Annotated in this window: 1 protein-coding gene and 1 pseudogene; one reads left to right on the top strand and one right to left on the bottom strand. The window is 71.6% G+C overall.

Translation table 11 applies throughout. The annotated features are described in order from the left end of the window. Window positions 1–483: 483 nt before the first annotated feature. Entirely contained in the window at window positions 484–2118 is a 1635-nt protein-coding gene (locus AF1_RS32350) for a long-chain fatty acid--CoA ligase (protein WP_217999875.1), read from the top strand. A gap of 59 nt (window positions 2119–2177) precedes the next feature. Here AF1_RS32350 and AF1_RS35565 read toward each other — a convergent pair. Beyond that, a pseudogene (locus AF1_RS35565) lies at window positions 2178–2300 on the bottom strand (TetR/AcrR family transcriptional regulator); the annotation flags it as partial.

Raw genomic sequence — 2300 nt, 5'->3', positions numbered from 1 at the left:
GCCGCCCGCCCTTCCGGCCGCCCGCCCCTCCGACGCCCGCCCGCGTACCGGCAGCCATGCTGCCGCCGCGAGCGGGCGTCGCGGCGTTCGAGGGGCGCCACCGACGCGCTGGTCCACGGGAATGATCGCGGTGCATCGTCCCTGGTGGACCAGGGGATCGCCCTCGTGTGTGACACATCACGGCGGGCGGGCGCTGTGCATGGTGAGGACCGGACGACGGCGGATGCCGGCGGGCGTCGACGAGGGGGGCCCGCGCGTCAGCCGCCCGCGCCGGTCATCTGCCGGCGGGCTGGACGGTTCCGCGGTGCCGGGGCGGACGCCGCGGAACCGTCCAGCCCGCCGGCCTTTTTCCTTTTCGGTCCGAGTCGGGAGCGTTGACGGCTCCGACCACCGAAAATATGCTTGACCGACCGGTCGGTATGTACCGGATTCCGTGCCGGCCGGCCCTTCCCCTCGCTCGCGTGCGCTCATCGGAGAAATGCCATGATCCCCAGCACGATGCAGGACTTTCCGCTGTCCGTCGCCGCCATCCTGCGGCACGGGGCGCGCGTCTACGGCCGCAGCGAATGCGTGACGTGGACGGGCGGAACGCCCCGGCGGGCCACCTTCGCGGAGATCGCGCGGAACGCCGAGCGGCTCGCCGCCGCGCTGACCCGGCTCGGTGTCCGGACCGGCGACCGGGTGGCGACCTTCTGCTGGAACACCCAGGAACATCTGGAGGCGTACTTCGCGGTGCCGGCCATGGGCGCGGTGCTGCACACGCTGAACATCCGGCTGTTCCCCGAGCAGCTCGCGCACATCGTCGACCACGCCGACGACCAGATCGTCATCGTGGACGACAGCCTCGTCCCGCTGCTGGCGCGGGTCGTCCGCGAACTACCGGCCGTGAAGGCGTTCGTGGTGGTCGGTGGGGGTGACGCGTCGGCGCTGGAGGGCGGCGCCCCCGTCCTGCGGTACGACGACCTGCTCGCCGCGGAGGAGCCCGGCTTCGCGTGGCCGGAGGTGGACGAGCGCTCCGCCGCGTCCATGTGCTACACCAGCGGCACCACGGGCGACCCCAAGGGCGTCGTGTACTCGCACCGCTCCACGTTCCTGCACGCGATGGCCGTGCAGTCGGCGTCCTTGATCGGCATCACCGAGGCCGACCGCGTCCTGACCATCGTCCCGATGTTCCACGTCAACGCCTGGGGCCTGCCTTACGGTGCCTTCCTGTCAGGGGCGACGCTGCACATGCCGGGCCCGTTCATGCAACCGGAGCACCTCACGGAGTTCATCGCCGCCGAACGCAGCACGCTGGCGTCCGCCGTCCCCACGATCTGGAACGGGATCCTCGCCCACGGGGAGCGGCACGAGATCGACCTGTCCTCCCTGCGTGCGGGGACGTCCGGCGGCGCGGCCGCGCCCCGCACCCTGCTGGAGCGCTTCGAGCAGCGGTACGGGCTGCGCATCATCCAGGGCTGGGGCATGACCGAGACCAGTCCGCTCGGCGGCATGGCGTTCCCGCCGCCCGGTGTCGAGCCGGGCACCGAGGAGGACGTGAACTGGCGGATGAAGTCGGGCCGCGTCGCCGCCGGCGTCGAGATGCGGATCGTGGACGATTCGGGCACCGAGCTGCCGTGGGACGGCGAGTCCGTCGGCGAGATCGAGGTCCGCGGGCCGTGGATCACCGGCGCCTACCATCGCGACCCCGCGCCGGAGAAGTTCGACGGCGGCTGGCTGCGCACCGGCGACATCGGCACCATCGACGACCGCGGCTTCTTCCAGATCACCGACCGGGCGAAGGACGTCATCAAGTCGGGCGGCGAGTGGATCTCCTCCGTCGAGCTGGAGAACCACCTGATGGGCCACCCCGCCGTGGCCGAGGCCGCCGTCATCGGCGTCCCGGACCCGCGCTGGGACGAGCGCCCCCTCGCCTGCGTCGTCCTGCGCCCCGGAACCACCGCGACCGCCGACGACCTGGCCGCCTTCCTCACCGGCAGGGTCGCCCGCTGGCAGGTCCCCGAATACTGGACGTTCCTCGACGAGATCCCGAAGACCACCGTCGGCAAGTTCGACAAGAAGCCCCTCCGGGCCGGCCACAGGAACGCGGCCCTGAAGATCGAGCACATCACCCACTGAAACACCGTCAGGGGCACCCGCGTGGCCGCCGGCCACGCGGGCCGTTCCCGTCCCCCGGGTCAGCTCTTGAGCCCGTTGAGGAACAGGTCCACGTAGTGGTCGCTGATGGCCTCGGTCTTCAGGGTGCCGCCGGGGCGGTACCAGACGCCGATCTGGTGGACGGTGCCGAAAAAGAAGTGGAC

This window comes from Actinomadura formosensis NBRC 14204, from assembly GCF_001552155.1.
Classification (GTDB): Bacteria; Actinomycetota; Actinomycetes; order Streptosporangiales; family Streptosporangiaceae; genus Spirillospora; species Spirillospora formosensis.
This window is presented reverse-complemented; position numbering and strand designations above follow the sequence as displayed.